This window comes from Ornithinimicrobium pulveris (genome assembly GCF_050261105.1).
GTDB lineage: Bacteria > Actinomycetota > Actinomycetes > Actinomycetales > Dermatophilaceae > Ornithinicoccus.
In genome coordinates this window covers 1,522,407-1,547,243 of record NZ_CP189837.1, presented here as the reverse complement: position 1 = coordinate 1,547,243, position 24,837 = coordinate 1,522,407, and the positions used below count along the sequence as shown (strand labels likewise).

Sequence of the window (24,837 nt, the reverse complement as noted above, 5' to 3'; positions counted from 1 at the left end):
ACCCACTCGATACCGTCACCCCATGAGCACCGTCGACCTCAACGCCGATCTGGGCGAAGGCCTGGGCCGCTGGCCGATGGGCGACGACGACGCCCTCCTGGACGTGGTCACCAGCGCCAATGTCGCGTGCGGTTTCCACGCCAGCGACCCCACGATCATGCGCGCGGTCTGCGCCCGCGCCATCGAGCGCGGCGTCGCGATCGGCGCGCACGTCTCCTACCGGGACCTGCACGGCTTCGGCCGCCGCTTCATCGACGTCGACCCGATCACCCTGCGCGACGAGGTCGCCTACCAACTCGGCGCACTCACCGCCCTGGCTCGCGCCGCCGGTGGCCGCGTCTCCTACATCAAGCCGCACGGCGCGCTCTACAACACCATCGTCACCCACGAGGCTCAGGCCGGCGCCGTCGTCGACGCCGTCCGCGAGGTCGACCCCGACCTGATGCTCCTCGGCCTACCCGGCTCCACCGTGCTCCGGCTGGCCGAGCAGGCCGACCTGCGCACCGCCCACGAATCCTTCGCCGACCGCGCCTACACCCCCGAGGGGCATCTGGTCCCCCGCAGCCACCCGGGCGCCGTGCTCCACGACCCTGAGCTCATCGCCGCCCGCTGCGTCGCGATGGCCCGCGGCGAGACCGTGGCGGACGTGGAGGGCAACCCGCTCGCACTGCATACGGACTCGATCTGCGTGCACGGCGACACCCCCGGTGCCGTCGAGATCGCGCGCACCGTTCGCGCCGCGCTCACCGACGCGGGGATCACCCTCGCCCCTTTCGCACAGGCCTGACCGGTGACCGAGACGATGCGGATCCGGCCGAGCGGGCGCCGCGGCCTGCTGCTCGAGCTCGACTCCCTCGACGCCGTCCTCGACCGGTATGCCGCGCTCCAGCACGCTGACCGCCCCTCCGCCGTGCTCGACCTGGTGCCGGCGGGCCGCACGATCCTGATCGTCGCGGATCGCGGCGCCGACCTGGCCGCCCTCGCCACCTGGGCGCAGGAGGCCGAGCCGGTGGACCGGGACGAGAAGGGCGCGGACGTGGTCGAGCTGTCCGTCCGCTACGACGGCCCGGACCTGGCGGATGCCGCCGACGCGCTGGAGGTGAGCGTCGCCGAACTGGTCCGCCGGCACCTGGCCGAGACCTGGACCGTCGCCTTCTGCGGGTTCGCGCCCGGGTTCGGCTACCTGGCGGGGTCGAGCTTCGCCTGGGACGTCCCGCGCCGCGACAGCCCACGGACCGCCGTCCCCGCCGGCTCGGTCGCCCTCGCCGGGGAGTTCTCGGCCATCTACCCCCGCCGCTCCCCCGGCGGCTGGCAGCTGATCGGGCGCACCGAGACCGACGTCTTCGACCTCGACCGCGACCCGCCCGGGCTGCTCACGCCCGGCACCCAGGTGCGCTTCGTGGAGGCGAGGTGAACGCCCACCTGACGGTGGTGGAGACCGGTCCGCTCACCACCATTCAGGACTTCGGTCGGCCCGGGCTGGCCTCGCTCGGGATCGGTCGCTCGGGCGCCGCCGACCGCGGCGCGCACCGCCTCGCCAACGCGCTCGTCGGCAACCACCCGACCCTGGCCACGCTCGAGGTCACCCTCGGCGGCCTCGTCCTCGAGGCCGACTCCGACCTCGTGCTCGCCCTCACCGGCGCTCGCTGCCCCGGCGCCCCCTACGCCGCACCGTTCGCGCTCCGCCGCGGCGACCAGCTCCGATTAGGTATGCCGCAGGCCGGCCTCCGCAGTTATCTCGCCGTCCGCGGCGGCATCGTGGTCGAGCCGGTCCTGGGCAGCCGAGCCACCGACACGCTCTCCGGGATCGGGCCGCCGGTGATCCGGGACGGGACACGCCTGCCGGTCGGCGAGCCGGACCGGTCGCCGCCCGGCGTTGATGTGGCGCCGGTGCCGGAGCCGCCTGCGGGGAGCGTCGACATACCAATCCTGCCCGGGCCGCGGCGCGATCGCTTCGGCACGGGGGCGTGGGAGGCGCTGGTGTCTGGGACGTTCACGGTCGATGACCGCTCGGACCGGATCGGCGTGCGACTCGCGGGTGAGCCGCTACCCCGTGGGCGCCAGGGCGAGCTGGTCAGCGAAGGGGTGCTCCGCGGAGCACTGCAGGTCCCGCCGGATGGCCTACCGGTGCTCTTCCTGGCCGACCATCCGGTGACGGGCGGCTACCCGGTGATCGCCTATGTCGAGGACGACGCGGTGGACCGGTGCGCTCAGGTGAGGCCGGGTCAGCAGCTGCGCTTCACCGAGGCGTGAGCGGCATCGACGACTCGAGGCGTGAGCGGCAGCTCGCAACTCGTCCCGGCGACACGCCCGTCAAGGCCGGCCTGACCGTGTCCGGGCATGAATGAGCCGCTGCGGCCCGGGCGCGCGATGCGCCCGGGCCGCTGTTGTCCGCTGAGCGGGCCAGGTCAGGCGTTGGCCAGGGACCGCAGGACGTACTGCAGGATGCCGTCGTTGCGGTAGTAGTCCGCCTCGCCGGGGGTGTCGATCCGCACGACCGCGTCGAACTCGACCGCTTGGCCCTCACCACCGTCCTTGGCCGCCACGACCTTAACGGTCTTGGGGGTGCGGCCCTCGTTGAGCTCGGTGACACCGGAGATCGAGAAGGTCTCGGTGCCGTCCAGACCGAGAGACTCGGCGGTCTCACCCTGCGGGAACTGCAGCGGGAGCACGCCCATGCCGATCAGGTTGGAGCGGTGGATGCGCTCGTAGGACTCGGCGATGACCGCCTTGACACCCAGCAGGCGGGTGCCCTTGGCGGCCCAGTCGCGCGAGGACCCGGAGCCGTACTCCTTGCCGGCCAGGATGACCAGCGGCGTGCCCGCCTCGGCGTAGTTCTGCGCGGCGTCGTAGATGGTCTCCTGCGGGCCGTCGTCCTTGGTGAAGTCGCGGGTGAAGCCACCCTCGACGCCGTCCAGCAGCTGGTTCTTCAGCCGGATGTTGGCGAAGGTGCCGCGGATCATCACCTCGTGGTTGCCACGACGCGAGCCGTAGGAGTTGAAGTCCTTGCGCTCGATGCCGTTGTCGGACAGGTAGCGACCCGCCGGGCTGTCGGCCTTGATGGACCCGGCCGGGCTGATGTGGTCGGTGGTCACCGAGTCACCCAGCAGCGCGAGCACCCGGGCACCCTCGATGTCGGAGACCTGCTCGGGCTCGGCCTGCATGCCCTCGAAGTACGGAGGCTTGCGGACATAGGTCGACTCGTCGGCCCACTCGAAGGTGTCGCCCTCGGGCGTGGGCAGACCCTGCCAGCGCTCGTCACCGGCGAAGACGTCGGCGTAGTCCTCGGTGAACATCTCGCGGGAGATCGAGGAGGCGATGGTGCTCTCCACGTCCTCGCTCGTGGGCCAGATGTCCTTGAGGAAGACGTCCTGGCCGTCCTTGTCCTGACCCAGCGGCTCACGCTCGAAGTCGAAGTCCATCGTCCCGGCCAGCGCGTAGGCGATGACCAGCGGCGGGGAGGCCAGGTAGTTCATCTTCACGTCCGGGTTGATCCGGCCCTCGAAGTTGCGGTTACCGGACAGCACCGAGACGACCGCGAGGTCCTCGGCGTTGACCGCCTCGGAGACCTCCTCGATGATCGGGCCGGAGTTGCCGATGCAGGTGGTGCAGCCGTAGCCGACCAGGTGGAAGCCCAGGTCCTGCAGGTAGGGCCACATGCCCGCCTTGTCGAAGTAGCCGGTGACCACCTTGGAGCCGGGCGCCATCGAGGTCTTCACCCAGGGCTTGACGTCCAGGCCCTTCTCCACGGCGTTCTTGGCCAGCATCGCGGCGGCCATCATCACGGAGGGGTTGGAGGTGTTGGTGCAGGAGGTGATCGAGGCGATCGCGACGTGGCCGTGGTCGATCTCGACCTCCTCGCCATCCAGGGTGGCCGGGGTCGGGTGGCTGGCCCGGCGGCTCAGGTCCTGACGGGGGCCGGAGTGCGAGGGACGACCGGCATCGGAGGACTCCTCAGTGGCGTCGTGGCTGGGGGCGTCGGAGGCCGGGAAGCTGTCGGCCAGCTCCAGGTCCACGGCGCTCTTCTCGATCACGTTGCCGTTGACGACGTAGTTCTTCAGGTCGTTGCGGAACTGCTCCTTGGCGTTGCTCAGCTCGATCCGGTCCTGCGGACGCTTCGGGCCGGCGATCGAGGGCACGACAGTGGACAGGTCCAGCTCGAGGCGCTCGCTGTAGCGGGCCTCGGCCGAGTCGCCGTCCAGCCACATGCCCTGCTCCTTGGCGTAGGCCTCCACCAGGGCGACCTGCTCGTCGGAGCGGCCGGTCAGCCGCAGGTAGTCCAGGGTGACGTCATCGATCGGGAAGATCGCGCAGGTCGAGCCGAACTCCGGGCTCATGTTGCCGATGGTGGCGCGGTTGGCCAGCGGCACCTCCGCCACACCCTCGCCGTAGAACTCGACGAACTTGCCGACGACACCGTGCTCACGCAGCATCTCGGTGATGGTCAGCACCACATCGGTGGCGGTCGCACCGGCGGGGACGGCGCCGATGAGCTTGAAGCCGACCACGCGCGGGATGAGCATCGAGACGGGCTGGCCGAGCATCGCGGCCTCGGCCTCGATGCCGCCCACGCCCCAGCCCAGCACGCCCAGGCCGTTGACCATGGTGGTGTGCGAGTCGGTGCCGACGCAGGTGTCGGGGTAGGCCAGCAGCTCGCCACCCACCTCACGGGTCATCGTGACCTTGGCCAGGTGCTCGATGTTGACCTGGTGGACGATGCCGGTGCCCGGGGGCACGACCTTGAAGTCCTCGAAGGCGGTCTGGCCCCAGCGCAGGAACTGGTAGCGCTCGCCATTGCGCTCGTACTCGATCTCGACATTGCGCTCGAAGGCGTCCTCGCGGCCGAAGACGTCGATGATCACCGAGTGGTCGATGACCAGCTCGGCCGGGGCGAGCGGGTTGATCTTGGTGGGGTCACCGCCGAGGTCGACCATCGCCTCGCGCATGGTGGCGAGGTCGACGATGCACGGCACGCCGGTGAAGTCCTGCATGATCACGCGGGCGGGGGTGAACTGGATCTCGGTGTCGGGCTCGGCGGCCTCGTCCCACTGCGCCAGGGCGTTGATGTGGTCGGCGGTGATGTTCGCGCCGTCCTCGGTGCGCAACAGGTTCTCCAGCAACACCTTCAACGAATACGGCAGCGTCTCGCTCCCCTCGAGCCCGCCGATGCGGTAGATCCCGTAGCTGGCGTCTCCGACCTCCAGGGTGCCCTTGGCACCGAAGCTGTCCGGGTTCGTGCTCAACGTTCCGCTCCTTCGCTCGTTGACTTTATCTTGACGTCAAGATATCGCACGTCCAGGGGTGTTCCCAAACCAGGACACGCGACGCTGGTTCCATCCTGCCGCATCCCGCGGCCCCGCGGTCGGTCGGCCGACTCAGTCCCGGTCGGCGAAGTCCGCCAGCCGGATCTCCTGGCCTCCGGAGGACATCCCCTTCTCCCGCCACAGGCCAGGAGTGGAGTCGACGTCGTCCTGGTCGGGCAGGTCCTTGCGCGGCACCGAGACCACAGCCCGATAACCGTTGTAGTCCGCGGTGCACTGCTCGAACCGGCTCGATCGAGCCGTGGTCACCACAACGGACCCTCGGTCCAGGGCGATCCGGTCGACATACTCCGGACAGGTGCCGGACTCCCCGCCGGACCACAGCGCGACGACGTGGGTGGACAGGTCGACCGAGCGCAGCTCGCCGTAGAGCCCCGGTTTGTCGGGCAGTCGCGCGCCGCTCGCGAGCGAGGACGGCACGGCCTCGGACCACAGCTCCTCGGCCTGCACCTCGTCCCAGGCGATCTCCAGCACGCCGAACTCGTCGCTCGGCTCGCCCAGCCCCTCGTCCCAGCCCTGCACCTTGGCCAGCGTGCGCACCTTGGGGTTGTCCGCCGGCTCCGACGTGCCGCTGCCCCCGCCACCGAGCCAGGTGCAGCCACCCACCGACCCCAGGCCGAGCACCAGGAGCAGCGCTCCCACGCTCCTCGTCCTGGCTCTCATGGATCGATTATCCCTGCTCAGGCACCTCCCGCACCAGCAGGGCGACACACTCCACGTGGTGCGTCATCGGGAAGGCGTCGAACGCGCGGAGCTGGGCAAGCGCCATACCGGACTCCTGGGCGGTGCGCAGATCGCGGGCGAGCGCGGCCGGATCGCAGGCCACGTAGACGACGGCGCGAGCACCGAGCCGGGCGATCAGCTCCATCACCTCGCGCCCGGCACCGCTGCGAGGAGGGTCGAGGACGATGACATCGGCGCGCTCACCGCTGTCCACCAATTCACGCAGCGCGTCGAGGGTGGGTCGGGCCTCGGCCCGGGCCCAGGGATAGTCGGTGAGGTGGCGGTGAGCCGCCTGCGTCGCGGTCCGGTCGGCCTCCACGGCGAGCACGGAGCCGCCAGGCCCGACCGCCTCTGCGAGGGGCACCGCGAACAGGCCGACGCCGCTGTAGAGGTCGAGCGCCCGCTCCCCCGGCCGCGGGTCCAGCCAGTCCAGCACCTGCTCGGTGAACGTCTCCGCCGCGCCGGGATGCACCTGCCAGAAACCGCGCGCGGACAGCGTGAACTCGTGCTGACCGACCTGCTCGGTCACCTCGGGCACGGGGCCCACAGGCCTGGGGGTATGGCGTGTCCCGCGCCTCGACGCCGCACCCCGGCCACCTCGAGGGCGACCACCCTGATCGCCGGGAGCCAGCGGCACCACGACCGGCTCGCCCCGCGAGGGTGCGACGACGTCGAGCGCCACCACTCCGGCCGGCGGGTGGGACTCCAGGACACCGGTGCCGATCACGCCCTCGTGCGCGATCGGGCAGTCGGTGAGCGGGATGACCTCGTGCGACCGGTGGGCGCGCAGCCCGACCTGGCCCTCACGACTGACCGCGAACTCGACCCGGGTGCGCCAGCGCAGGCCCTCCTCGTCCCCGGGGACGGGGTCGCAGGTGAGGGCCACCTCGGAGTCGGGGTCCGACTCAGGGTCCAGCCCGGCCAGGCGGGCGAGCTGCTCAGCGACGACCGCCGCCTTGAGCCTGCGCTGGGCCTCCACCGAGACGTGCTGCCAGTCGCAGCCGCCGCAGCGGCCGGGTCCGGAGAACGGGCAGGGCGGCTCCACACGGTCCGGGGAGGCCGTGAGCACCTCGATGGCGTCGGCGCGCAGGAAGCGACCGCCGGAGCCGAGCTCGGTGATCTGAGCCCGGACGCGTTCGCCCGGCAGGGTATGGCGGACGAAGAGGACCACTCGATCGGCGCCGTACCGAGCCACGCAGTGACCCCCGTGCGCGACCCCCTCGACGTCGACCTCGACGACGTCACCGACCGCCAGCGGCCGGTCGGTCACCGGGAGCCCTTGTCCGCGCCCTCGTCAGCGTCGTGATGGTCGTCGTCCTGCTCGGGCAGCGCTGGACGCAGCGGGCTCTCGGTCTCGTGCTCGTCGTGAGCCTGCGCCATCCGCTCGGTCACGTCGTCAGGTCCGCCGTCCGCGGTCTGCGCGGTGCGGCCGGTGGCCAGCATCATCCCCATCACGACGATCGCGAGCAGGTACGCGGGCCACCCGAGCGCAATCTTGGCCACGCCCAGCCAGGCGACCTCACCGGCCAGGTAGAGCGGCAGCATGATCGCCACCCGGATCACGAAGAGCGCGACCAGCACCCAGGTGAGCCGGATGCAGACCCGCACGAGTCCGCGGTCGCGTCGCCAGGCGGTGGGCTGGGAGGTGTAGTTCGGATCGCCCAGGGCCACGACGAAACCCAGCAACGGCCACCGGGTGAGGATCGAGACGACGGCACCCACGGCATACAGGGCGCTGGTGATGATCCCGGGCAGGAAGGCGTCCTGCGCCTGTCCCGAGCGCAGCGCGAAGAAGGCGGCCAGCGCGGTCGCGACCACCGCCGAGCCGAGGAATCGCCAGGAGCCACCCACGAAGAAGCCGCGGATCACGGCCAGCACGATGAGAAGCACAGCTGCGGCCGCGACGGCGAGCTGGACGTCGTCGAGGATCAGCCAGGTCACCACGAAGGCGATGGTGGGGACGGCGGTCTCGAGCGAGCCGTACCAGCCGCCGAGGGCATCGCTGATCCGGCGGCGGATGACCTGCTCGACCGTCACCTCCGGCTCGGAGATGGGCGCCGCCGGTGCGGAGGTCACGTGAACTCGGGGTTGGACGGAGGCTTGGGCGCGTCCGTCGGCAGGGCTACCGGCTCAGGCGGGCGAGCCGCGGGGGCACCCGTGCTGATCCCGGCGACGCCGGTGGCATCGGGCTTGCTCAGCGAGGGCGCCTGGCGCTGCACCGCGGCAGCAGCCTGGCGAGCGGCCTGCTCCTTGCGGGCCTGGGCCTGCTTGGCGGCCGCCTCCAGCACGTCCGGCGGAGCGACCAGCTCGAGCACCTCCCGCGGCGGGCGAGGATCGTCGCCGCGCTTCACGACGACCTTGCGGATCACCGAGAGGATGATCGCGAGCTGCTTGTCGTCGGCGGCGGCGGGTCCGTTGACCACGATCCGCAGGAACCAGCGGGGTCCGTCGACACCGAGGAAGCGGGCCGGCTGGAAGGCGACGCGGCCATCGGGCGCCTTGCCGGGCATCCGGGCACGCAGCTCCTTGCCGAGCAGACCCTGCACGGTCTCGGCGGCACCACCGGCCTCCACCAGCCCACGGGCGATGTCGGGGCGCAACTCATCCCACAGCCCCATCGTGCGGGGGGCGGCAAAGACCTGGAGCTGGACCTGGGAGGCGCCGAAGCCCAGCGTGGTGCCGACCAACCGGCCGGTGTCCTGCTCGACATCGATGCGCAGCTGCATCCCGGTCACGGCCGGAACGCGCAGGGCACCGAGGTCGATGCGACCGTCGAGGGCGGGCCATTCGCTGATGTCGTAAGGCCCGTCGCCGCTGCGCTCCCAGTCGCGATCCACGCCCGGCTCGCCCTCGGCGGGCTCGGGGCGGACAACCGCCTCTTCGCCCTCCAGCTCGTCGTCGAGCAGATCGAGGTCGGGATCGGGGTTCCGCTTCTTACGGCCGAAGAGTGCCACTGGTGCGTTCAGTCCTTCTCGGTTGTGGTGATGCCGGTGTGCCCGTGCCCGCCCGCGCCCCGCTCGGAGGTGGGCAACTCCTCGACCACCTCGAAGACGGGGGTCGCGACCTGCTGGATCACGAGCTGGGCGATCCGGTCACCGCGCCGCACCGTGAAGGTGTCGCGCGGATCGGTGTTGATGAGGTTGACGAGGATCTCCCCACGGTAACCCGCGTCCACCGTGCCCGGTGCGTTGACCACCGAGATGCCGTGCCGCGCGGCCAGCCCGCTGCGGGGGTGGACGAACGCGGCATACCCCTCGGGCAGCGCTAGTGCGATCCCGGTGGCGACCAACGCCCGCTCCCCCGGGGCGAGCTCGTGGTCGTCGCGGGAGTGCAGGTCGACCCCGGCATCGCCCGGACGCGCCTGCCGGGGCAACGGCAGGTCGGCGTCCAGGCGCTGCAAGGCGACGGAGACAGTCATCTGGTCAGGTCGGAGAGGTCAGCGGTTCAGCTGGCAGGTCCCGCTGCGTCAGGCGGCGCACTCGGAGCAGACCGGCGAGCCGCCGACCTCCTTGGCGAGCTGGCTGCGGTGGTGCACCAGGAAGCAGCGCGAGCAGGTGAACTCATCGGACTGCCGGGGCAGGACGTGGACCGAGAGTTCCTCGTTGGACAGGTCCGCGCCGGGCAGTTCGAAGCCTTCGGCCTGGTCGGTCTCGTCGACGTCGACGCTCCCCGAGGCCTTGTCGTTGCGCCGGGCCTTCAGCTCCTCGATCGAGTCCTCGTTGAGCTCTTCCTCAGTCTTGCGTGGGGCATCGTAGTCAGTGGCCATGGCGGTCTCCTTCGGTCTAGCGTGCAGCGTCATTCAGTCGTCCAGAACGCGCGAGCCCCCCGTTTTGTGCCCGAGATGGACACGTCATGTCGGCCCGTGCTGTCGGGCGGATTGTGCCCTATCGGACGGGGTCTGCGCGAGTCGGGCCCCGCAGCCCACCTCCAGGGGTGTGGGAGCGGGGTCCCGACGGGCGGTCAGAGGTGCTCGAGCAGCGTCTGGTGGGCGCCCCGACCCCCGGCGACGACGAGGCTCTCGCCGGGCGGCTGCTCACGGCTCGCACCGGTCACGACGCCGCCCGCCTCGGTCACGCAGAGCATGCCGGCGGCGATGTCCCAGGCGTGGCAGCCGCGCTCGTAATAGACATCCACCCGGCCCGCCGCGACGTGACAGAGGTCGACGGCTGCGGCGCCGAGCCGGCGGATGTCGCGCACCTGCGGCAACAGCCGGGCCACGATCTCGGCCTGGCCGACCCGCACCTCCCGGTCGTAGGCGAAGCCGGTCGCCACCAGGGTGGCGCCCAGGTCAGCCACGTCACTCACCGAGAGCTCGCCACATAGGCCGCCAGCCAGGCGCACCCGCGCGCCACCGCCCGCATGCGCATGGAAGGTCTCCCCCGTCCGCGGGACGTGGACGGCACCGGCCACCGGCGCCCACGCCCCCTCGACGGTGGGGTCGCCGACGACCACGGCGACGGACACGGCATACCCGGGCAGGTCGTAGAGGTAGTTCACGGTGCCATCGATCGGGTCGACCACCCAGGTCAGCCCCGAACTGCCGGCCGTGACGCCTTCCTCCTCGCCCAGCACCCCATCGTCCGGGCGCAGCTCGGCGAGCCGCTCCCGCAGCAACTGCTCGGAGCGCTGGTCCATCACGGTGACGACGTCCAGGTCGGTGCTCTTGGTCTGCTGGACGCCGAGCCGGTCGGGTCGCTGGTCCCGCACCAGCGCACCGGCCTCCTCGGCGAGCCGGATCGCGAGGGCCTCGAGCTCGGCCCGCTCGCCGATGGGGATGGTGAGCGGGTCGGGGGAGGTGGGAAGCGGCATACGGGCTCAGTCCTGTCCGCAGGCGGCGGGCTTGGCGACGCGCAGGTTCGGGCAGCAGCCGGGCCGGCAGATCGCGGGGCGGGGTTCGTCACCCGGCCAGGTGGGCAGGTCGACGGCGGCGCCCTGCGCCTGGGCGGCGCGCTCGATCGCGAGGTCGACCAGGCCGACGACGAACTCGGTGTCGGTCCCGACCGTCGGCACCCGGAGCAGCTCGATCCCGAGCTCCTGCGCTGTCTCGACCGCCTCGGTGTCGAGGTCGAAGACGACCTCCATGTGGTCGGAGACGAAGCCGATCGGGGCGAGAACCACCGTGCGGACGCCGCGCTCGTGCAGGACGGCGAGGTGGTCATTGACGTCTGGGACGAGCCACGGCTGGCTCGGCGGGCCCGACCGGGAGCAATAGGTGAGGTCATGCTCCAGCTCGACCCCGAGGGTGGCCGAGGCCTCCCGGGCGATCGCGGCGGCCAGCTCCTGGTGCTGGCGCGAGTAGAGGTTGCCCTCGTCGTCCCCCGGGCCCGAGGTGTCGTCCATGGCGGCCGGCAGCGAGTGGGTGACGAAGACCAGGTATGGCGTGTCCCCCGCCTCGGGCGCAGCACCCCGGTCGCCATCGGTGGCCGGGTCGCCATCTGTGGCCAGGTCGCCCTGGGTGCGCTCCTCGCTCGCGTCGCCGCGCTGCAGGAAGGAGCGGGCGCCCTCGGTGACGATGCGGGCGTTGGTGCGGGAGAAACCGGGGTGGTTCCAGTACTGCCGGATCTTGTCCACGTTGACCGCCTTGCCCTCGGCGGCGAGCTCGTCGATGGCGCCGGCGATGTCCTCGCGGTACTGGCGGCAGGAGGAGTAGCTGCTGTAGGCGCTGGTGGTGACCGAGAGCAGGCGGGTCATGCCCTCGTCGTGCGCCTCGCGGAGGGTGTCGACCAGGAAGGGCTCGGAGTTGCGGTTGCCGAAGAGGACCGGGATCGCGATGCCGCGGCGGTCCAGCTCCTGGCGCAGGGCGTCGATGAGCGCGCGGTTCTGGTCGTTGATCGGGCTCTTGCCACCGAAGTGCAGGTAGTGCTCGGCGACCTCCTCGAGGCGCTCGTCGGGGATGCCGCGACCGGCGGTGACCCGGCGCAGGAAGGGCATGACCTCCTCCGGCCCCTCCGGTCCGCCGAAGGAGGTGAGCACGATGGCCTGGTAGGGGAAGAGCTCGGACTCGGTGTCCTCGCTGAGCGACTCCTCGAGCTCGGCGATGACCTCGTCCTCCTGCTCGGTGGGCGGCAGCGCGGAGGCCGGCTGCACCGGACCATCCATCGTGCCCTCGATCGGGGCACCCGAGGGGTCGACCGGCGCCTCGGGGCCCGTGGGGGCCTCGGCCGGCTGGGGGGTGGGTTCGGTGGGCTGGCTCATGGAGTGGCTCCTGTCCGGTCGGGGGTGGGAAGTTGCAGGTTCAGGTGGATCGCGGCGATCCGGATGGCGAGGACGAGCAGCACGGCGAGCCAGAGGACGGGCACGCCGAGGACGCCAAAGGCGTCGGCCACGACGATGACCGTCGCGCCGAGGAGAGCGGGCACGGCATACAGCTCCCGGCGGAGCACCTCGGGGACCTGGCCGACGAGGACGTCGCGCAGGGCTCCGCCGCCGACCGCCGTGATGCCGCCGACCAGGATCGCGGCGAGGGGCGGCGCGCCGAGCTGGACGGCCTTGAGCGCGCCGGAGACGGCGAACACGGCCAGCCCGACGGCATCCAGATGCTTGACCGCCGAGCCGATCAGCCCGATCCGCAGACCGGGGCGACGTCGGCGCAGGTCCATCAGTCGCGGGCGCACGAGCACCACGACGACGCCGGCGAAGAGCGCGGTCAGCAGATAGCCCGGGTGCGTGATGCCGACCGGAGGCACATCGCCGAGGAAGACGTCGCGGATGATCCCGCCGCCCAGGCCAGTGATCCAGGCGAGCACCGCGATGCCGAACAGGTCCAGGCGGGCGCGCAGCCCGACCAGTCCCCCGGAGATCGCGAAAGCAAAGATGCCCACGAGGTCGAGGGCGAGGAGCACGTGGGCGGGGGCGAGGGACATGGCGGGATTCAGCGTATCTCCGCTCCGCTCGGGCGGCGTGGCCTGCCCTGGCACCGCGGGGCGAGGTGGCAGAGTGGGGCAGCATGCAGGAGCTGCGTTTCGCCGAGATCGACGAGTCCGGCCATCTGGTGCTGGTGTCCGATGACGGGACCCGGTATGCCGTGCCCGTGGACGACCGCCTCCGGTCGGCCCTTCGCCCCCGCCCCCGGGCGGCCGACGGTGATGGTGCACGACCGGCCGCTGGTGCGACCCCGCGCGAGGTGCAGGCGCTGATCCGGGCGGGGCAGACCGCTGAGGAAGTTGCCGAGAGCACGGGGTGGGAGTTGGCCCGGGTGCACCGCTTCGAGGGACCGGTCCTGGCCGAGCGCGAGCACGTGGTCGGCCTGGCGCAGGCCGCGCACGTGCGGGCGCACGGTCGCACCGACGGCTCGCACACCCTGGACCGCCGTGTCCGCGAACGCCTGCAGACCCGCGGTGTCCGCTCCGAGGACATCTCCTGGGATGCAGCCCGCAGCGAGCACCACGGCCCCTGGACGGTGCTGGTGATCTTCGCCGCTGGCGGCAAGGAACGGCGCGCGGCCTGGCACTACGACGTGCTCGACCGCTCGATCGAGGCGCTGGATGACGAGGCGCGCTGGCTGAGCGAGGACGAGCAGGCGCTGCCCGGTGGGCTCGCCGGACACCCGCTGCTGGGCACGTCAGTGGCCGACGACGAGGCGCAGGACCTCATCGCCACCATGCGTGAGCGGCGCTCGCGCCGGGGCAAGCGCACCCGGAAGACCGATGAGGGCGTGGCCGGGACTGTCCGTCGAGGCACCCCCGGCAACAGTGGGGACTCCGAGGCTGCCAGCGAGACGGCTGCCAGCGAGAAGGCTGGCGGCGGTGAGGGCAAGAGCCGCGGTGCGGCTGAGAAGTCCCGCGGCAGGTCCGGTGCCGCCGGAGAGTCGGGCGGCATGGTCGACGAGGTGCTGCCGCTGGAAGACTTCGCCTTCGATCCGGAGACGATGGGCGACCCGCCCGCGGCGCACCCGCGCGGTTCAGCACCCGAGAGCCCTGACCCCGTCGGTCCGGATTCCGAGGCGTCGGTCGAAGGATCGAGCGAGGAGTCCGAGGAGCAGACGAGCCAGGAGCCGGCCAACCAAGAGGAGGGGAACCGGGAACAGGCCGAGCAGCCGAGCGGTCGAGGCTCGCGACGCCGCAAGGGCGCCAGGCGCAACCTGCGCCTGCCCAAACTGCCCACGGCGGTGGGCGCACCCGAGGATGACCCGGCCGACGGCGAGCCCGAGGTCTCCTATGCCCGCCTGCACCACGACCCGAACGAGGTCAGTTTCGACGAGTTCTTTGGCACTGACGAGGACGAACTCCCCGAGGACGAACTCCCCGAGGACGAACTCCCCGAGGACGAACTCCCCGAGGACGAACTCCCCGAGGACGAACTCCCCGAGGACGAACTCCCCGAGGACGAACTCGACGGGGACGAAGTCATCGAGGACGAACTCACCGAGGACGACGTCGTAGAGGACGACGAGGACGCGACGGCTGCCGACGCGCAGCCCTCCCCGGATGAGGCTGCAGTCCAGGATCCGGCCCAGGCCGAGCCTGAGGGCGATGAACCTGCGACCGAGGAACCCACGCCTCAGGAACCCACGACTGAGGTACCCACGACTGAGGAACCCGGCGCGTCCGAGGAGCAGGCCACCTCCGCCAAGGGGCGCAAGGGTCGGACCAGCGTGCCCAGCTGGGACGACATCATGTTCGGCTCCGGACCCAAGCGCGGCTGACCGAGAGGGTGTGGGGAGCGCTCCCCCTCCCCCGTAGACTGCACCGGTGGCCGAACTTGCCTTCTTCACCGGAACGATGGACTGCGGCAAGTCGACCCTCGCGCTCCAGATGGACCACACCCACGCCACCCGGGGGCGGGCGGGGCTGCTCTTCACCAAGCACGACCGCTCCGGCGCCGCGGTGCTCTCCTCCCGCCTGGGCCTGACCAAGGAAGCCCTCGAGGTCACCGATGACCTCGACTTCTGGGAGTTCGTCGTCAGCCAGGTCACCAACGGCCGACGGGTGGACTACCTGATCTGTGATGAGGCGCAGTTCTACACCCCGGTCCAGGTCGAGCAGTTGGCCCGGCTCGTGGACGAGCTGGGCGTGGACGTCTTCGCCTTCGGCATCACCGCGGACTTCCGCACGCAGCTCTTCCCCGGCTCCCGACGCCTCATCGAGCTCGCGGACCGCACCCAGCAGCTGCAGGTGCAGGCGCTGTGCTGGTGCGGCAAGGCGGCGACCGTCAACGCCCGCGTCATCGACGGTGTGATGGTCGTGGAGGGTGAGCAGGTGGTGGTCGGTGATGTCGCCGGTGCCGACGACGAAGCCACCCCGGTGGTGGAGTACGAGATGCTCTGCCGCCGGCACTACATGCGCCGGATGAACGCCTCGGCGGCGCGGGCCCAGTCGCTGTCCCCGGAGGTCCTGCCCTTCGACCTGGACCTGTGCCCGCTCCCTGGCCCTGGCCGCACGACCACCTGAGCCTGGCGCGCTGTTTCGACTAGGGACCAGCTCCCGTCCCGACCTACACTGCCCGGATGTTCTGGAGCCCCTTGACGCGCAGGATCGGCCACTGGCTGATCCTGCTCATCCTGGTAATCGGCGCCGGGCACCTCTTCCTCCATCTCATCGAGGCTCGGCTCGAGGCCCGCTTCGGCCGCCACATCAGCCGCTAGCTGGACATGAATGCCGAGTTCTCCGTGGCGACCTGGTTCAACGTCGGGCTGCTCCAACTGGTCGCGGCCGCCGCAGTCGTGGCGGCAGTCGCCGCCTCCACCACCCGCCACCGCGTGGCGTGGAGCGCCCTGGCCGTCGCCGTCTTCCTGCTCAGCCTGGATGAGAAGATCTCGATCCACGAAGCGCTGCCAGAGCTCCTCGGCATGAACCAGGGCTCGATGCTGACCCACGAGTGGCTGGTGCCAGGGATCATCATCGCTCTCATCGCGCTCGCGGTCCTCACAGTCCTCATGCGCCCCCTTCCCCGGATCGTCATCATCGGGCTGCTGATCTCGATGGCCGTCTACGGCGCCGGGGCCGTCGGCGTCGAGCTGCTCAGTGGCCTGGCGGTGCGCACCCTGGAGATCGAGCACCCGCTCCGGCAGCTCATGCCGGTCTGGGAGTGGATCGAGGAGTCCCTCGAGATGCTCGGCTGCGTCCTCGCCCTCGTCGTCATCGTCCGCCACCTGGAGCGGGTCGGCATCGTCGATGTGCAGCGCTGGCGGCGCACAGCAGAGACCCCTGCGACGCCCGAGGGCGCCGCAGGGGTCGATGGCCGCAGGTCCTAGCCCGCCTGCAGGTCGCGGCAGGCCTGGTAGGCCGGGTGGTTCACCCAGCGTGCAGAGCCACCGGGGTTTGCCTCGACCAGGGTCTGCTGGATGGCGCAGAAGGCCGGCTTGCGGTCGTAGTCGCCCTCGAGGAGCAGCGCGTCACCCTGCCCCGCAAAGGTGTTGGGCACCCAGGAGTGCTCGTCGAGCACGCCCCAGACGGTGAACGAGGTGCAGCTGGACTCGCCCAGGCAGACCGCGAGGGCATCGGAGTACCAGTCTGCCTGCGTCTGGCGGTCCCGACCACGCATCTGCGGGTGGGTGTGGTCGAGCACGTCCGCGTCGTCGACATACCCGCGGACGTCGATCTCGGTGACAGCCGTCTCCAGCCCCAGCGCGCCGAACCGGGCGAAGTTCGCCGCCATCGAGTCGGCCGAGAAGCCGTACTGCAGCCCCAGGTGGTGCTGGCTGCCGAAACCGTGGATCGGCACACCGTCGGCCAGCAGCTCCTGGATCAGGGCGTAGTAGGCGTTCGACTTGGGGTTGATGCCGTCGACGTTGTAGTCGTTCATGTAGAGCACAGCCCTCGGGTCGGCCTCGTGCGCCCAGCGGAAGGCATCGGCAATGATCTCGGGCCCGAGCCGGTCCAGGAAGATGTTCTCGCTGCGCAGCTGCGGGTTCGGGCCATCCGTGAAGATCTCGTTGGTGACCTCCCAGTGCTGGATCTGCCCGGCGTAGCGTCCCACCACGGTGTGGATGTGATCGCGCAGGATCTCGCGCAGCTCGTCGTCGGTGAAGTCACCCTGGAGCAGCCACTCCGGGTTCTGGCTGTGCCACAGAAGCGCGTGTCCGCGCACGTGCTGGCCGTGCTGGGCAGCGAAGGACACGATGTCGTCCGAGGCAGTGAAGTTGAACTCGTCCTGGCTGGGACGCAGGTACTCCCACTTCATCTGGTTCTCGGGCGTGATCGAGGAGAAGTTGGCCGCCACGAAGGCGCGGTACTCCTGGTCGTTCGGGAACGGCTCGGGGTAGTCCTCGGCCTCGTGGTGGCCGCCCCCGGCGACCGCGGTGCCGATCCGGACACTGCTGGGCGCGGCATCCCGCAGCGTGTCCTTCTTCGCCAGGCCCGGCGGGAGCGAGCCCCGCTGCGAGGAGGCGTTCTGGCCCTTGCCCGGTCCCCCTGCGTGGTCCGGCGGACCTGCCGTGGCGGCGACCGGGACGGCCAGCAGTCCGGCGCACAGGGCTGCCCCCATCGCGAGGGACAACCGGCTGCGGGAACGAGGGGTGAGTGACGTGGTCATCATTGACTCCAGGGTTCGGTTGAGGTCCTTACCCTTTTAGTTTTACCACACAACTATCCCTCTGGCCATCGATCCAGGTCAGGCCTGTCCCACGAGCATCGGGATCCGCGTCTCCGCCTCGGTGATCGAGCCGTGGTGTCCGCGCAGCCGCACGACCTCCGGTCGCAACAGCCGCGAATCCAGCACCGTCGCCTCCCCGAGCATCGCCGCGATGAGGTCGCCGACCCGCTCGGCCCGCCCGGACAGCACGGGACCGAACCACCCCGCCTCGACCGCCTCGTCGCGCGTCAGCACGATCGCGTCCTCGCCGAGCTCCTCCCGCCAGCACGCCGCCACGTCGGCGAGCGCACCCGGCTCGCACCAGACCTGGGGCGCGCGAGGCTCTCCAGCGAGCAGCCGCACGCCCTCCCCCAGCACGTCACCGTGGGCCAGGTCGCGACGCCGGTGCTCGGGCGCCTCGACCATGCCGTGATCGCTGGTCACCACGACCGTCGTCCCCTCGGGTGCTCCGCGGAGCACCGCACCGACGAAGGCGTCCATCTCCTCCACCGCCTCGCCCCACTCCGGGGAGTCCGGCCCGAACTCGTGGCCGACCTTGTCGACGTCCTCCCAGTAGGCATACACGAGGGCGGGGGCGCCCTTGCGTGGCCGGACCGCATCCAGCACCCCCGTCACCCGCTCCGGGGCCTTGCCGGTCGGGGTGAAGTCGCCACCGCGCAGCGCGGCCCGGGTGAAGCCGGAGTTCTCGAACTTGCCCCGCGAGACGGTCGTCATCCGCACGCCTGCCTCCGCGGCCCGCTCGAGCATCGTCGGGAGCGGTTGGTAGGAAGCGGGCTCGGGACCGTCCTTCCACGCCAGGTGGTTGAACAGCCGCTCGCCGCCGTCCAGCCCGGCCTGCCAGCCGATGATCCCGTGCTCGCCCGCGCACCGACCGGTCCCCAGGCTGGCCAGGCTGGTCGCTGTGGTGGAGGGGAAGCCGCAGCGGGAGTCCTTCTCCGGCAGTGCCTGGGTGAGCTTGCGCAGGGTCGGGGCGTGGCCGGAGCGGCGGGCGAGCTGGGTCGCTCCCAGACCGTCCACCAGGACGACCACCACCGCGCGGCTCGGCGGCAGTGCCCAGGCCGTTTCCGGTATGTCGTCACTCAGCTCGGTCCCCAGCGCCACCAGCGCGGCGGGCAGGACCGAGGCCAACCCGTTCCCCGGTGGCGGGGGCTGGTAGGCCTCTCGGGCGTGCGTCACGCGCTCCTGCTGAACGGGGTCGAGGGCCACGACCGACCCACCCCGTGAGCCTGCATCGCCGTCGGTCGAGCCCACCTGACTCACCGGCCGATGCGGGCCGACAGTTCCTGGGCAAAGCCGAGCGCACGCTCCAGGCGGTCCGTCCCGTCGGCATCGGCGGCGACCCGGAGTGAGATGTCGTCACCGGACACCGTGCCCTCATAGCCGTGATCGCCCTCGCACGCGGGGTCCTCGCAGGCCCCGGGGAACAGGTCCACGCGCGCTACGGCCCCCCAGCCCAACGTCAGGGTGATGGCGCGTCCGTCCAGGCTGCCGTCGTAGGTGTCCGGGTCGGGGACGACATGCGTCAGCATGACGCCGCGCACCTGGCGCAGCGGCACCGTCTCGGTGGTGGCGGTGGCCAGTCGCTGGCGGTCCGGCCCCTCGTGGTCATCGGCATGCGAGATGACCAGGCGCCGGTCGGTGAGCACCAGGACGGTGAGGTGGTTGCGCACCGCCGTCTCGTCGAAGGTGGTCTCGGCGTGCACCAGGTGGCTCACGACCTGCTCGCGACCGACCGCGGTCAGCACCACATCGTGGACCACCGCGGGGAGGTAGCCGGCGCTCTCGATGTCGTTGACGAGCGAGTCCGGCAAGGTGGAGCGAAGACGGCGGGCCATGGCCCCATGGTGCACCATCGCGCAGGGGTGAGCCACGACATACCCGGGGGAATCGGGCGTGCAGGCAGTGCGGATCAGCTGAGCAGGGTGCGTCGTTCGGCATCATTACGGGTCGGCGCAGGCGCGACCCGCACCTCGGCGCCGAGCACCTCGACCCCGTCGGGGTGGGCCATCACCGGGTTGAGCCGGAGGTAGGCCAGCTCGGGGTGATCGTCGGCCAGCACCGAGACCCGGGCGATCAGGTCGTGCAGGGCGTCGTGGTCGACCGCGGGGGCGCCCCGGTAGCCGTCCAGCATCGGGGCCGCCTTGATCGAGGACACCATGTCGTGGATGTCCACGTCGGTCAGCGGCGGGAAACGGTGGGCGACGTCACCCAGCAGATCCACCGGCAGCCCAGCCACCCCAAAACCGATGACCGGCCCGAAGAGCGGATCCTCCGACGTGCTGATCTCCACCGTCACCCCGCCCGGTGCCATCCGTTGCAGCGCGATGCCCGGCGCCCCGAGCGGCTCGAGCAGGGCCGACAGATCCCGGTAGGCCGCCCCCACCGCCTTGGGGTGGCGCAGCCCGGTCCGGATCCAGCCCTGCCCGGGCTGGTGCTGCAGCCGCGGCGAGGTCGCCTTGAGCACGACCGTGCCCTTGGTCTTCTTATAGGCGTCCACGGCGGCGTCGTCGGACTCCACCGGGACGGCGGGCCAGACCGGTATGCCGTAGGCCTCCAGGAGGGCGGCGCTCTCCTGCGCGGACAGCGGCCCACCCTCCGGATCGCGCGCGAGCGCGGACTCCAGGATGTCGTGGCCGGTGCGCCGGTTGATCCCCTCGGGACGCACGCGCTCGCCGTGGTCGGTACGCAGCCATTCGGCGTAGTTGGTCGCCGCGGCCAGGGCGCGCACGGCGTCCTCGGGGGTGGGATAGGCCGGCACGCCGTGGCCCGGGCTCAGGCCCCGCATCCCCATGAAGGTGGCCACGCACGGCTTGCCACCGGCCTCCACGGCGTCCCCGACCGCGTCGACGACCTCGGGGTCGATCGAGGCGACCGGCGGGATGAAGCAGGCGATCAGAGCGTCCACGTCGGGATCGGCGAGCGCTTCCTCGACGGCGCTGCGGAACTGGTCGGTGAGCGCCTCGGCCGGCACCGAGACCGGACCACGCGTCACCTCAAGGTTGCGGGATCGGGCAGCGCTGGCCGCCAGGGCACCCAACGCGTGGCTGTTGGTCACGACCGCCACCCGACGGCCCTGCGGCAAGGGCTGGTCGAGGACCAGTTGGGCCACGTCGAAGAGTTGGTGGATGTTGTCGGCGCGGATGACACCGGCCTGGCGCAGCATCTGACCGAAGGCCTCAGGACGCTCCTGGGTGCGGCGCAGGGCACGACCGGCGGGACCTGAGCTCACCGCGGACTTCACCACGATCACCGGCTTGACGCTGGCCAGCTTGCGGGCGATCCGGGAGAACTTGCGCGGGTTGCCCATGCTCTCCAGGTAGAGGCCGACCGCGGTGGTCGACTCGTCATCGAGCCAGTACTGCATCAGGTCGTTGCCGGAGATGTCGGCGCGGTTGCCCGCCGAGGCGAAGGAGGAGATCCCCAGGCCGCGCCGCTGGGCCGAGGCGAGCACGGCCACCCCGAGAGCGCCGGACTGGGCGAACAGCCCGAGCCCGCCATGAGCGGGCAGGTGCGCGGCCGCGGCGAGCGAGGCGTTGAGGCGGACCTCGGGGTCGTTGTTGATCAGCCCGAAGCTGTTGGGTCCCAGCACCCGCATGCCATGCCGTCGCGCCCGGGCGAGCAGTTCGCGCTGCAGCGCGATCCCCTCCTCGCCGGCCTCGGCGAAGCCCTCGGAGGCCACGATGATCGCCCGCACCCCCGCCTGAGCGCAGTCCTCCACCGCCGCCAGCACGTCCTCGGCCGGGACCGCGATCACCGCCAGGTCGACACCGCCCTCGATGTCGGCGATCGAGCGGTGGCTGGGGTGACCCCCGATCAGGGTGCCGGGCTCGGCGCGGGAGTTCACGGCATACACGGACCCGGTGAACCCGCCGTCCACGATGTCGTCGAGGAAGGCCCGCCCGACTGTCCCGCGTCGACGGCTGGTGCCGATCACCGCGACGCTGGAGGGGTTGAGCACCGCACGCACCGAACGGGCCTCGGAGCGGTGCTCGCGGGACATGCGGACGGCGCGCGAGGCGTCGGTGGGCTCGATGTCGAAGGCGACCGCGATGATCCCGTCGTCGAACTCGTGCGAGACCTCATAGCCGGCGTCGCGGAAGACCGAGATCATCTTCCGGTTCTGCGGGAGGACGTCGGCGATGAACCGGCGGACGCCGGCCTCCCGGCCGATGTCGGCCAGGTGCTCGAGCAGGACCGAGCCGATCCCCCGTCCCTGGTGCTGGTCCGAGACATTGAAGGCGACCTCCGCGACCGGCCCACCCGGCTCGACCCGGTCATAGCGTCCGATCCCGGCGATGGCCTCCCCGATCACCATCACCAGCGCGACCCGGTCGGAGTAGTCCACATGGGTGAAGCGGTGGACGTCCTTGTCCGACAGGCGCTTGATCGGGGCAAAGAAGCGCAGGTAGATGGACTCCTCGGACTGACCGGCGTGGAAGGCGTGGATGAGCTCGGTGTCCGAGGGCAGGATCGGGCGGACGTGCGCCACCCGTCCATCGGAGAGCACGACGTCAGCCTCCCACTGCTGCGGGTAGCCGGGGGGCAGCTCTGCCTGCTCGGTCATGTCCCCATCATTCCACCGGCTCGGCCGACGGGTTGGGCGCGGTCTTGATAGACATGATGGATGGCCAGCACCCCCAGCGACAGCCTCGACGCCCACGAGAAGGCCCCCGAGACCGCACCTGACACCTCCGGCCCCGCGACGGTGCGGATCGACCCCGGGTCGGCGGGCGCGACCGTGCCCCGCAGGCTGTTCGGCACCTTCGTCGAGCATCTGGGGCGGTCGGTCTATGACGGGATCCATGAGCCCGGTCATGAGACCGCCACGGAGCAGGGCTTCCGGCAGGACGTGCTGGACCTGGTGCGAGAGCTTGGTGTGACCACGGTGCGCTATCCCGGCGGCAACTTCGTCTCGGGCTACCGCTGGGAGGATGGCGTCGGCCCCGCAGAAGTGCGTCCGACCCGATTGGACCCTGCGTGGCACAGCCTGGAGCCCAACACCGTCGGCCTGCACGAGTTCGCCGCCTGGGCGGAGCAGGCCGATCTGGAGCTGATCGAGGCCGTCAACCTGGGCACCCGCGGCATGCAGGAGGCCGCTGACCTGCTGGAATATGCCAACCACACCGGTGGCACCGCGCTCAGTGACGAGCGCCGCAGCAACGGTCGCGAGGAACCCTTCGACATTCGGCTGTGGTGCCTGGGCAACGAGATGGACGGGCCGTGGCAGATCGGGCACTCGACGGCGCAGGAGTACGGTCGGCTCGCCGCCGAGACCGCCCGCCTGATGCGGATGATCGATCCGGACATCGAGCTGGTGGCGGCGGGCAGCTCTGCAGGGGACCTGCCCACCTTCGGCCACTGGGAGCGGGAGGTCCTCACCCAGACGGCCGGGCTGGTCGATCACATCGCGCTGCACTTCTATGCCGAGGAGCTCGACGGTGACACCGCCTCCTTCCTCGCTGCCAACCTCCGCCTGGAGGAGCAGATCGAGCAGGTGGTCCAGATCATCGACGAGGTGGCCGCGAAGACCGGGTCGCCGACCCCAGGCATCGCGGTCGATGAGTGGAATGTCTGGCGGATGCAGGAGTGGCTGACCCGACAGGACGAGTTCGTCGCCGGGCCCTGGCAGCACGCTCCCCACCTGTTGGAGGACACCTACACGGTGACCGAGGGCGTCGTGGTCGGCGCCCTGCTGATCACCCTGGTCCGTCGGTCCGGCCGGGTCTCGATGGCCAACCTCGCCCAGCTGGTCAATGTCATCGCGCCGATTCGGACCGAGCCTGGTGGGCCGGCGTGGCGACAGAGCACCTTCGACCCCTTCCGGCTCACCGCTGCGCACGCCCGCGGGCAGGTCCTGCCGGTCGCGGTCGACTCGGTCGAGCTGGGCACGCCCGGCGGGCCGGTCCCTGACGTCGACGCTGTCGCGACCCTGGACGAGGACGGCAGCGTGGCGCTCTTCCTCGTGCACAGAGGGCTGGACACGTCTCGGGAGGTGCGGGTCGAGCTTCCCGGCCCGTATGCCGTGCGGCTGGCCGAGACGGTCGCGGCACCTGCGGACGGAGACCGGTGGACCACGAACGGGCCAGACGCCGAGCGGGTGCGGGCGATCCCCCTGGAATGGGTCAGCGTGAGCACCGACGATGCGAGAGGTGTCGAGCGCAGCGGGGACGACGGCAGCAGCGACGAGGGCAGCACCGACGAGAGCAACGTGCAGGCGGGCAGCACGACCGTGACCCTTCGGCTGGCCGCGCCGTCGTGGGCCTGCGTGGTGCTCGACCCGGCCTAGTCCGTCGCGGCGGCGAAGACCCCCCGCAGCCAGGTGACCGACCGCCCCCACTGCTCGGCCTCCCCGCCCTCGTGCCGGTTGTAGGGATAGACCTCCACCGTCGGGGTCACCTCCAGGTGGTTGATCGCGGCGAAGACCGTCGAGGGAGGACAGGTCTGATCCATCAGAGCGACCGACACCAGCGCGGGGCAGGAGATCCGCCGGGCCATGTTGACCCCGTCGACATAGGACAGGGTGCGCAGCACCTGCTCCTCGGTGCCGCGGTGGACCGCGAGGTGGGCGACCACCTCCTGATAGGGGAAGGCGTCTGTGCAGCTCAGTGCCCGGGCGAAGTGACACAGGAAGGGCACGTGCGACAGCACGGCCGCCACCCGGCCGTGCAGTGCCCCCGCCGCGAGCGCCAGCCCGCCGCCCTGGCTGGTGCCTTCGACCGCGACTTGGTCGGCTCTGACGTCCGGTCGGCTCAGTGCGTAGTCGACCGCGCGCACGGCGTCGGTCATCAGGCGTCGGTAGTAGTAGGTCTGTGGGCTTTGGATGCCGCGAGTCATGAAGCCGGGGAAGGCTGGGCCGCTCCCGTGGGGGTCGGCCGTGGCCCCGCCGCTTCCCCAGCCTGAGCCCTGACCTCGGGTGTCCATGACCAGGTGCGCGAATCCCGCCGAGCCCCAGGTGAGTCGTTCATGAGCCACGCCCCGGCCGCCGCCATAACCGAGAAACTCCACCACGCACGGCAGCGGTTCATCACCAGGAGGCCGCAGGAACCAGGCCCGCACCGGATCTCCGTCGAAGCCGGGGAAGGTGACGTCCTGCACCGTCAAGGTCGTGAGCGGGGTGTGGGCCGACACCGCCGTCGCGGTCGAGCTGGTACTGCGTGCGTGCTCGAGCGTGTCCGACCAGAAGGTGTCGAAGTCAGCGGGCTCGGCCACCTCGGGCCGGTAGGTCCGTAGCTCCTCCAGGGGCAGGTCGCTGTGCACAGCG

At 71.0% G+C, this 24,837-nt stretch carries 23 protein-coding genes; 8 read left to right on the top strand and 15 right to left on the bottom strand.

Features of this window, described 5'->3' with window-relative positions; all coding sequences use genetic code 11:
* The first annotated feature begins 22 nt into the window (after positions 1 to 22).
* From ACQBAT_RS07075 to ACQBAT_RS07065, 3 genes are read left to right on the top strand one after another with little or no spacing between them, the layout of a single operon-like run.
* The gene (locus ACQBAT_RS07075) at positions 23 to 787 is read left to right on the top strand and encodes a LamB/YcsF family protein (protein ID WP_420745847.1); all 765 of its coding nucleotides are present in this window, start codon (positions 23 to 25) and stop codon (positions 785 to 787) included.
* Between the two features lie 3 nt (positions 788 to 790).
* Positions 791 to 1,414: a 5-oxoprolinase subunit B family protein gene (locus ACQBAT_RS07070; RefSeq protein ID WP_420745848.1), complete on the top strand. Its 624-nt coding sequence runs from the start codon at positions 791 to 793 to the stop codon at positions 1,412 to 1,414.
* Complete coding sequence (locus ACQBAT_RS07065; protein WP_420745849.1) at positions 1,411 to 2,253, top strand: biotin-dependent carboxyltransferase family protein; 843 nt, start codon at positions 1,411 to 1,413, stop codon at positions 2,251 to 2,253. The genes ACQBAT_RS07070 and ACQBAT_RS07065 overlap by 4 nt, the downstream gene beginning before the upstream one ends.
* A 155-nt stretch (positions 2,254 to 2,408) precedes the next feature.
* Here the strand turns inward: ACQBAT_RS07065 and ACQBAT_RS07060 are convergent, their stop codons facing one another.
* The 10 genes from ACQBAT_RS07060 to ACQBAT_RS07015 all read right to left on the bottom strand — a co-directional run bounded on the left by ACQBAT_RS07060 (position 2,409) and on the right by ACQBAT_RS07015 (position 12,907).
* A complete protein-coding gene (locus ACQBAT_RS07060) occupies positions 2,409 to 5,243 on the bottom strand; it encodes an aconitate hydratase (RefSeq protein ID WP_420745850.1) in 2,835 nt (944 codons plus the stop codon).
* 132 nt (positions 5,244 to 5,375) lie between these two features.
* Positions 5,376 to 5,984: a hypothetical protein gene (locus ACQBAT_RS07055; RefSeq protein WP_420745851.1), complete on the bottom strand. Its 609-nt coding sequence runs from the start codon at positions 5,982 to 5,984 to the stop codon at positions 5,376 to 5,378.
* 7 nt (positions 5,985 to 5,991) lie between these two features.
* On the bottom strand, positions 5,992 to 7,314 hold the full coding sequence (locus tag ACQBAT_RS07050; RefSeq protein ID WP_420745852.1) for a class I SAM-dependent RNA methyltransferase: 1,323 nt from the start codon (positions 7,312 to 7,314) through the stop codon (positions 5,992 to 5,994).
* On the bottom strand, positions 7,311 to 8,120 hold the full coding sequence (locus ACQBAT_RS07045; RefSeq protein ID WP_420745853.1) for a DUF3159 domain-containing protein: 810 nt from the start codon (positions 8,118 to 8,120) through the stop codon (positions 7,311 to 7,313). The genes ACQBAT_RS07050 and ACQBAT_RS07045 overlap by 4 nt, the downstream gene beginning before the upstream one ends.
* The gene (locus tag ACQBAT_RS07040) at positions 8,117 to 8,998 is read right to left on the bottom strand and encodes a DUF3710 domain-containing protein (RefSeq protein WP_420745854.1); all 882 of its coding nucleotides are present in this window, start codon (positions 8,996 to 8,998) and stop codon (positions 8,117 to 8,119) included. Before ACQBAT_RS07040 ends, ACQBAT_RS07045 begins: the two co-directional genes overlap by 4 nt.
* Before the next feature lie 8 nt (positions 8,999 to 9,006).
* On the bottom strand, positions 9,007 to 9,462 hold the full coding sequence (gene dut, locus ACQBAT_RS07035; RefSeq protein WP_420745855.1) for a dUTP diphosphatase: 456 nt from the start codon (positions 9,460 to 9,462) through the stop codon (positions 9,007 to 9,009).
* A gap of 48 nt (positions 9,463 to 9,510) precedes the next feature.
* Positions 9,511 to 9,810 carry a DUF4193 domain-containing protein gene (locus ACQBAT_RS07030; RefSeq protein ID WP_420745856.1) on the bottom strand — a complete coding sequence of 100 codons (300 nt, stop codon included), beginning with the start codon at positions 9,808 to 9,810 and terminating at the stop codon, positions 9,511 to 9,513.
* A 194-nt stretch (positions 9,811 to 10,004) separates the two neighbouring features.
* Complete coding sequence (locus ACQBAT_RS07025) at positions 10,005 to 10,853, bottom strand: inositol monophosphatase family protein (RefSeq protein WP_420745857.1); 849 nt, start codon at positions 10,851 to 10,853, stop codon at positions 10,005 to 10,007.
* A gap of 6 nt (positions 10,854 to 10,859) precedes the next feature.
* The gene (locus ACQBAT_RS07020; RefSeq protein ID WP_420745858.1) at positions 10,860 to 12,239 is read right to left on the bottom strand and encodes a ferrochelatase; all 1,380 of its coding nucleotides are present in this window, start codon (positions 12,237 to 12,239) and stop codon (positions 10,860 to 10,862) included.
* Positions 12,236 to 12,907, bottom strand: a complete 672-nt coding sequence (locus ACQBAT_RS07015; RefSeq protein WP_420745859.1) for a trimeric intracellular cation channel family protein — start codon at positions 12,905 to 12,907, stop codon at positions 12,236 to 12,238. The genes ACQBAT_RS07020 and ACQBAT_RS07015 overlap by 4 nt, the downstream gene beginning before the upstream one ends.
* Positions 12,908 to 12,990: 83 nt before the next feature.
* Here ACQBAT_RS07015 and sepH point away from each other — a divergent pair, with 83 nt between their 5' ends.
* The 4 genes from sepH to ACQBAT_RS06995 are packed head-to-tail and all read left to right on the top strand — an operon-like array spanning position 12,991 to position 16,236.
* The gene (sepH, locus tag ACQBAT_RS07010) at positions 12,991 to 14,688 is read left to right on the top strand and encodes a septation protein SepH (protein ID WP_420745860.1); all 1,698 of its coding nucleotides are present in this window, start codon (positions 12,991 to 12,993) and stop codon (positions 14,686 to 14,688) included.
* A gap of 46 nt (positions 14,689 to 14,734) precedes the next feature.
* Entirely contained in the window at positions 14,735 to 15,433 is a 699-nt protein-coding gene (locus ACQBAT_RS07005) for a thymidine kinase (protein WP_420745861.1), read from the top strand.
* 56 nt (positions 15,434 to 15,489) lie between these two features.
* Positions 15,490 to 15,627, top strand: a complete 138-nt coding sequence (locus ACQBAT_RS07000; RefSeq protein ID WP_420745862.1) for a hypothetical protein — start codon at positions 15,490 to 15,492, stop codon at positions 15,625 to 15,627.
* Positions 15,628 to 15,633: 6 nt separating this feature from the next.
* Positions 15,634 to 16,236, top strand: a complete 603-nt coding sequence (locus ACQBAT_RS06995) for a hypothetical protein (protein ID WP_420745863.1) — start codon at positions 15,634 to 15,636, stop codon at positions 16,234 to 16,236.
* Here the strand turns inward: ACQBAT_RS06995 and ACQBAT_RS06990 are convergent.
* The 4 genes from ACQBAT_RS06990 to ACQBAT_RS06975 all read right to left on the bottom strand — a co-directional run bounded on the left by ACQBAT_RS06990 (position 16,233) and on the right by ACQBAT_RS06975 (position 22,140).
* On the bottom strand, positions 16,233 to 17,519 hold the full coding sequence (locus tag ACQBAT_RS06990) for an endo-1,4-beta-xylanase (RefSeq protein WP_420745864.1): 1,287 nt from the start codon (positions 17,517 to 17,519) through the stop codon (positions 16,233 to 16,235). The two genes, ACQBAT_RS06995 and ACQBAT_RS06990, sit on opposite strands and share 4 nt — an antisense overlap.
* A gap of 75 nt (positions 17,520 to 17,594) precedes the next feature.
* Positions 17,595 to 18,782 (bottom strand): alkaline phosphatase family protein, encoded by a 1,188-nt coding sequence (locus ACQBAT_RS06985; protein WP_420745865.1) that lies wholly within the window; start codon positions 18,780 to 18,782, stop codon positions 17,595 to 17,597.
* Between the two features lie 50 nt (positions 18,783 to 18,832).
* The gene (locus ACQBAT_RS06980; RefSeq protein ID WP_420745866.1) at positions 18,833 to 19,411 is read right to left on the bottom strand and encodes a DUF5998 family protein; all 579 of its coding nucleotides are present in this window, start codon (positions 19,409 to 19,411) and stop codon (positions 18,833 to 18,835) included.
* Positions 19,412 to 19,485: 74 nt separating this feature from the next.
* A complete protein-coding gene (locus ACQBAT_RS06975) occupies positions 19,486 to 22,140 on the bottom strand; it encodes a GNAT family N-acetyltransferase (RefSeq protein WP_420745867.1) in 2,655 nt (884 codons plus the stop codon).
* Positions 22,141 to 22,200: 60 nt separating this feature from the next.
* Between ACQBAT_RS06975 and ACQBAT_RS06970 the strand changes: the two genes are divergently transcribed.
* On the top strand, positions 22,201 to 23,862 hold the full coding sequence (locus tag ACQBAT_RS06970) for an alpha-N-arabinofuranosidase (protein ID WP_420745868.1): 1,662 nt from the start codon (positions 22,201 to 22,203) through the stop codon (positions 23,860 to 23,862).
* On the opposite strand, the gene ACQBAT_RS06965 is transcribed toward ACQBAT_RS06970, so the two are convergent.
* Entirely contained in the window at positions 23,859 to 24,833 is a 975-nt protein-coding gene (locus tag ACQBAT_RS06965) for an acetylxylan esterase (RefSeq protein ID WP_420745869.1), read from the bottom strand. The two genes, ACQBAT_RS06970 and ACQBAT_RS06965, sit on opposite strands and share 4 nt — an antisense overlap.
* Positions 24,834 to 24,837: the final 4 nt, after the last annotated feature.